We start from the raw sequence: 6,000 nt of genomic DNA, 5'->3' as shown, positions 1-6,000 counted from the left end.
TTTAAGAACAGATATAGAAATATAAAGATACCTTTTAATTAAATCAAGCCCCTCTCATCCGATAGGCGTGCGTCCGGGTTCAGATTTCGCCCCTCCTGCATCTTCAGCCATGAAAAATCTCTCAACAATGACCATTGCGCAAATTCGCGGCCACATCAAATCTGTCAATCGCCCTGACGAAGCATACCTCCGCGCACTCGAACAGGACCCCCGCGCTGGTGTTCGCGCAATCGCAGAACAGATGAGAAAAAAGCAAAAAGCACAAGCCCGTGAAAACGCGCGCCTCGAACAAATGCTCATCATAGAAAAAAAACTCAGAGAACGGGGCATCCAGCACATCGCAGGCGTAGATGAAGCTGGGCGAGGTCCCCTCGCAGGACCGGTTATCGCCGCCGCGGTTATCCTACCGCCAGATACACTCATCCCCGGTTTGAACGACTCCAAAGCACTATCCGAAAAACGCAGGGAAGAACTTTTTGAAACCATCCACAATATAGCCCTCACCATTGGCACAGGCAAAGCATCTCCACGAGAAATAGACAAATTCAACATCCGCAACGCCACCCACCATGCCATGTGCGAGGCACTCGCCGCCCTCAGCATCTCGCCAGACCGCGTGCTCATCGATGGCAATGCCATCCCGGGCAGTCCATTCCCCGAACAAGCAGTCATAGGTGGTGATCGTAAGTCGCTTTCTATAGCCGCCGCGTCTGTCATTGCCAAAGTAACGCGCGATCGCCTGATGATCGATTACCACGCGCAATACCCCGCTTACGGCTTTGCCGGTCACAAGGGATACGGCAGCGCCGATCACCTCGCCGCTTTGCAAAAACACGGTCCCTGTCCTATCCACCGCCGATCTTTCCGGGGCGTCTTTGAAGTCAGGCGCTCTGAAGATTTTAAAATTTTTGCTGAGGGTATTCAAACTGCCATCAACCTCGACCAACTTCAAGCCATAGGAAAAACCATTGCCAGTGCCAGCAAACATATCCCCCAGGATGACGTACACGCCCTGCGCATGCTATTTCGCAAACAACGCACCCGCCTGCAACAATCCGGTCCCAAAGGCGAACAATTGGCAGAAAAATTTCTAAAACAAAAAGGATATAGCATTCGCGGGCGCGGATTTCGCGCCCTGGGCGGTGAAATCGACATCATTGCAGTAAAAAACAACATCCTGATCTTTGTCGAAGTCAAAACCGCGACCACTTCGCATTTTGGGCAGCCAGAGGCCTGGGTGACGCCTGCCAAACAAGCGCAAATTATCAAAGTTGCCCAAGCCTACCTGACACAACACCCCGACCACTCGGCACCGAGATTTGACGTCATCGCCATTGACCTGACACAATCGCGCCCTGTCATCCGCCACTACGAAAACGCTTTTACAGCTTAGACCAATCCCTAAATTTTCCCTCTTAAACCTTGACAATACCCTCTCTTACCTTTATTTTCGTTTTCTATTATAAAAAATAATTTGCAACGGATATACACCCATGCCACAGTTAATTCCCAAAGTAAAAGGCACCCGCGATTTTTATCCCGAAGATTGGGCCTACCAGAAATGGCTCTGCGAGAAATTTATCGGCGTTGGCAACCTCTTTGGATATAGAGAATACGAAAGTACAATACTCGAATACATGGCCCTCTACCTGGGCAAAAGCAGCGAAGAAATCGTCACACAACAGACATTCACGCTATCTGATCGGGACGACAAACAACTCGTCATGCGCCCAGAACTCACCCCCACACTCGCGCGCATGGTCGCCCAAAAAGAAGGCGAACTCACCTTCCCTATCCGCTGGCAATCCTACGGCCGGTTCTTTCGCTACGAGCGCCCCCAACGCGGTCGCGGTCGTTCCTTTTTTCAATGGAACATCGACGCGCTTGGCAGCGATAGCTATCTGGCCGACGCCGAAATAATCACCATAGCTTGCACGCTATTCAAACACCTCGACCTCAGTACCCAACACGCCACTATTAGAGTCAACGACCGACAGGGTCTCGAAAATTTAATCGCCAAAGAACTGGCCCTACCGCCCGAGAATATCAGACCCGTTTTGGGGGCCATTGACCGCATAGACAAAATGCCCGAGGAAAAATTCCGCATCTATCTCGCCGATGATCTGGATCTCAGTACAGATCAAATCGATACCCTCTACGAAATCCTCCAAACGGCAGATTTGACATTTTCCCCCTGGCTCCAGCGTATATTTGAGCAACTCGACAAAAATGGTGTCATAGAATTTGTAAAACTCGACCTCAAAATCGTGCGCGGTTTTGACTACTATACGCGCACGGTATTTGAAGCATGGGCCAAAACCTCATTGCGCCGTGCCCTCTTTGGAGGAGGTCGTTACGACAATCTCACGCGCCAGGTGGGCGGCAAACGCCAGGTACCGGGCGTGGGATTTGCAGTCGGCGATATGGCCATCACCGAATTGCTGAAAGAAATAGACATTTATCCCCAACTCGAAACGCCCGGCGCCCGCGTCTTTGTTACGATATTCTCAGAAGACCTGCTCACCCAATCGTCTTCTTTTGCCGAAAAACTGCGCCAGGAGGGTATCGCAACAGAACTGCACCTTATTCCGGGACAGCGTCTCGACAGACAATTCAAATATGCAGATCGTCAAAATATTCCCTTTGCAGCGGTTATTGGGCCAGATGAAGCATCTGCAAATACCATCGTACTCAAAGACCTCAAAACGCGCGCACAACAAATTTTTTCACAAAACGACCTGTGCGCGATAAAAACAACGCTTAAAAACGGAATTACCCAAGCGTAGGAGACAGCCATGTCAGAGTCGCTCGGCGACTGGAAACGCACGCACAACTGCGGCGAATTGCGCATCGAAAATGTAGGCGAAGAAGTCTGCCTGATGGGGTGGGTTGGCAAAAGACGCGACCACGGAGGCGTCATATTTGTCGATTTGCGCGACCGCTACGGCATCACCCAGGTAGTCTTTCGGCCCGATCTCGAAGAAGAGACACACGCCATTGCCGAAAAAATTCGCAACGAATTTGTCCTCGCAATAAAAGGCAGAGTTGAGCCGCGCCCAGAAGGCATGACAAATCCAAAATTACCCACCGGCGCCATCGACATCGAATGTTCAGATCTGCGTCTTCTCAACGAAGCGGACACCCCGCCATTTGCCATAGAACCCGACATCGACGTCAACGAAGAACTGCGCTTGCGCTATCGCTACCTCGACCTGCGCCGCCCCGATATGCAACAAGCCCTATTCCTGAGGCATAACGCCGCACAGGAGACGCGCAAATATTTGATTGGCCAGGGCTTTCTCGAAATCGAAACCCCCTTCCTCATGAAAAGTACGCCCGAAGGTGCAAGAGATTATCTCGTTCCATCTCGCGTTCAAAGAGGCAACTTCTATGCCCTACCCCAATCGCCGCAAACCTACAAACAGTTGCTCATGATCGCCAGCTATGATCGCTACTTTCAAATCGTGCGTTGCTTCCGCGATGAAGACCTGCGGGGTGACCGCCAGCCCGAGTTTACCCAAATTGACATTGAAATGGCATTTGTCACAGAAACCGATGTCATGCAACTCGCAGAAGGGCTTACGCGGCACCTTTTTGAATACGTCATAGGCTTTGATATCCCCTCCCCCATACCACAAATGACCTATCGCGAGGCGATTGACCGCTTTGGAACCGATCGCCCGGATACGCGCTTCAGCCTCGAAATTGTCGATATTGCAAAAGCTGCTCTCGCTTCGGAATTTCGGGTTTTTAAATCCGTAATTGATTCCGGCGGACAAGTTCGCGCCATTAATGCCAAAGGATGTGCAAACTACTCGCGCAAACAAATCGATGACCTCACAGCCTTTGTTGCACAACACGGAGCTAAGGGACTCGCCTGGATTAAAGTGACCGACCAGGGACTCGAATCATCAATTGTCAAGTTCTTCCCCGATCAAGCCCAACAAATACTCAGAGAATCACTCGACGCACAGACGGGAGACCTGCTTTTATTTGTCGCTGATCAACCCGCAGTTGTCGCAAACGCACTGGGCAATCTGCGCTTAGAACTCGCACGGCAACAAGACCTTATGCCGACCAGCGCCTTTAGTTTTTTATGGGTGACGCAGTTCCCCCTCCTCGAATTTGATGACGTTGAAAAACGCTACGTCGCCTGCCACCATCCCTTCACTTCCCCTATGGAAGCAGACCTCAATGAGCTTGAAACAGCCCCGGGTGATGTTCGCGCCAGAGCTTATGATCTCGTTCTCAATGGCAACGAAATCGCTGGCGGAAGTATTCGTATCCACCACAGAGAAATCCAGGAGCGCGTGTTTCGCATGTTGGGGATATCCGAAAGCGAATCGCGGGAAAAATTTGGCTTCTTACTCGACGCCTTTCGATATGGCGCGCCTCCCCATGGCGGCATCGCGTTTGGATACGACCGCCTGGTCGCCCTCATGGCCGGCAAAGCGTTTATCCGCGATGTCATTCCATTTCCGAAAACCAATACAGCGGCATCGCTCATGGATGGGGCACCATCCATAGCAGATCCCACCCAACTCCGCGAACTCGGTTTGCGATTATTGTAATCACAGAGGGTCATAACGCATTCAAAACTTTTTCTTGACTTTCTGTATTTTATGTAGTACTTTGTCTAAAAGTTGTATTATCAGTTTTTTCAGTTTCTCCCTAAACTCTTGATAATTCAAATACTTACGTCAATATTTATGAGGAGGCAGTCGGGTTATGAAAAGACTCAAAAAAGCGGCAGGTTGTGGTCTGTTACTCGTTCTGTTATCTGGATGTTGCACGCCAATGGCCTCAAGATCGCAACTCCAAATGCTTGAAGAAGCGCGTAAAGCCGCAGAATCGGCTGAAGCCGACCTCGCAGCCTGTAAGCAACATCGGGCCGAGTTGGAACGCCAATTGGCACAGAAAAAGCAGGTTCTGGCCGAGTGGCAAAATATCTTGAGTCAGTGCAACAGATCTTGAGCCAGTAATCTTTTGGTGTGTGGAAAGGAGTTGGTCGGATGACAGGTTTGAAGCTTTTCGGGTTCTTTTGTTGTGCAGTCACCCTTTTGGTTTTCCCTCAAAAGGGAATTGCCCAGATGGAAATGACCTATGATGAATACAGGATGAAACTTACAGAGCAGGAGCAACGGCTTGCAGAACTCAAAAAGTCTTTGCTTGAATGCCAAACAGCATCTAATGACCTTTCGAACCAGATGTCGAGTCTGGATACCCAGATTAGTGAAATCAAACAACAAGTCTATAGCCTCGTTGAGTCCGATGAAGCAGGGGTCAACGAATATATGCAAGAACTCGGTCGCATTGAAGGCCGCCTCATGGGCTTGCGCAGCCTGGCAGAAGATGCCCTGTTTGAAGTTCGAGATGAAATTGATCAAATAGAAGCTCGCGTATCAGAGCTTAAAGCAGACAAAAGAGCCTGTTTTCCAGCTGCACAGGCAAAACTGGCCAGTATTGATCAATTACTTGAGCAAGTCAAAGCCCGAATGCCTCGCAAGCGCATTCGGCAATATTCGGTTGTCAGAGGTGATAATCTCTGGAGAATCGCTAAAAAAGACGATATTTATGGCGATCCTTATCTCTGGCCCCGTATCTATGTTGAAAACCGGGATAAAATTAAACATCCCGATATAATTTATCCCAAGTGGGTTCTCAACATTCCCTTTGGCGTCGATATCAATCAACATCTCGTAATGAGTGGCGAGAACCTCTCGTCCATTGCTGGCAAAGTGTACAATGATGTCACCAAATGGAACCGGATCTACCAGGCCAACAAAACACAGATCTTTGATCCGAGCATGATTTTCCCAGCTCAAGTATTCGACATTCCAGCAAACTGACCTCAACCTCTTCGATCCCAGAATTTGGATCTTTCATAAATCCAATGGAAGGTTCATCTATCAACCTCTAACTCTAAAATAGAACTCTCATTCCCGTAGTCTGTTTGGGAATGAGAGTTTTCTTTTTTAAATACTCAAATCGTGGAAAATA

Annotated in this window: 5 protein-coding genes; all 5 read left to right on the top strand. The window is 49.4% G+C overall.

What is annotated here, in order from left to right; translation table 11 throughout:
- The first annotated feature begins 109 nt into the window (after nt 1-109).
- Nucleotides 110-1,393, top strand: coding sequence for a ribonuclease HII (locus F4Y39_08695; protein MYC13789.1), 1,284 nt, complete (start codon nt 110-112; stop codon nt 1,391-1,393).
- Between the two features lie 100 nt (nt 1,394-1,493).
- Nucleotides 1,494-2,786, top strand: coding sequence for a histidine--tRNA ligase (gene hisS / locus F4Y39_08690; protein MYC13788.1), 1,293 nt, complete (start codon nt 1,494-1,496; stop codon nt 2,784-2,786).
- Nucleotides 2,787-2,795: 9 nt separating this feature from the next.
- The gene (aspS, locus tag F4Y39_08685) at nt 2,796-4,571 is read left to right on the top strand and encodes an aspartate--tRNA ligase (protein MYC13787.1); all 1,776 of its coding nucleotides are present in this window, start codon (nt 2,796-2,798) and stop codon (nt 4,569-4,571) included.
- Nucleotides 4,572-4,728: 157 nt separating this feature from the next.
- The gene (locus F4Y39_08680) at nt 4,729-4,974 is read left to right on the top strand and encodes a hypothetical protein (protein MYC13786.1); all 246 of its coding nucleotides are present in this window, start codon (nt 4,729-4,731) and stop codon (nt 4,972-4,974) included.
- Between the two features lie 38 nt (nt 4,975-5,012).
- Nucleotides 5,013-5,849 (top strand): LysM peptidoglycan-binding domain-containing protein, encoded by an 837-nt coding sequence (locus F4Y39_08675; protein MYC13785.1) that lies wholly within the window; start codon nt 5,013-5,015, stop codon nt 5,847-5,849.
- The last annotated feature ends 151 nt before the right edge of the window (nt 5,850-6,000 follow it).

The sequence above is a fragment of the Gemmatimonadota bacterium genome, from assembly GCA_009838845.1.
Taxonomy (GTDB): domain Bacteria; phylum Latescibacterota; class UBA2968; order UBA2968; family UBA2968; genus VXRD01.
Note: the sequence above shows the minus strand (reverse complement) of the source record. Positions and strands in the feature narration are given on the sequence as shown.

Bases quoted from the DNA above. Each gene is read 5' to 3' on its own strand.
- hisS (MYC13788.1), top strand. From the start codon at position 1,494: ATGCCACAGTTAATTCCCAAAGTAAAAGGCACCCGCGATTTTTATCCC.
- F4Y39_08675 (MYC13785.1), top strand. From the start codon at position 5,013: ATGACAGGTTTGAAGCTTTTCGGGTTCTTTTGTTGTGCAGTCACCCTT.
- F4Y39_08680 (MYC13786.1), top strand. From the start codon at position 4,729: ATGAAAAGACTCAAAAAAGCGGCAGGTTGTGGTCTGTTACTCGTTCTG.
- aspS (MYC13787.1), top strand. From the start codon at position 2,796: ATGTCAGAGTCGCTCGGCGACTGGAAACGCACGCACAACTGCGGCGAA.
- F4Y39_08695 (MYC13789.1), top strand. From the start codon at position 110: ATGAAAAATCTCTCAACAATGACCATTGCGCAAATTCGCGGCCACATC.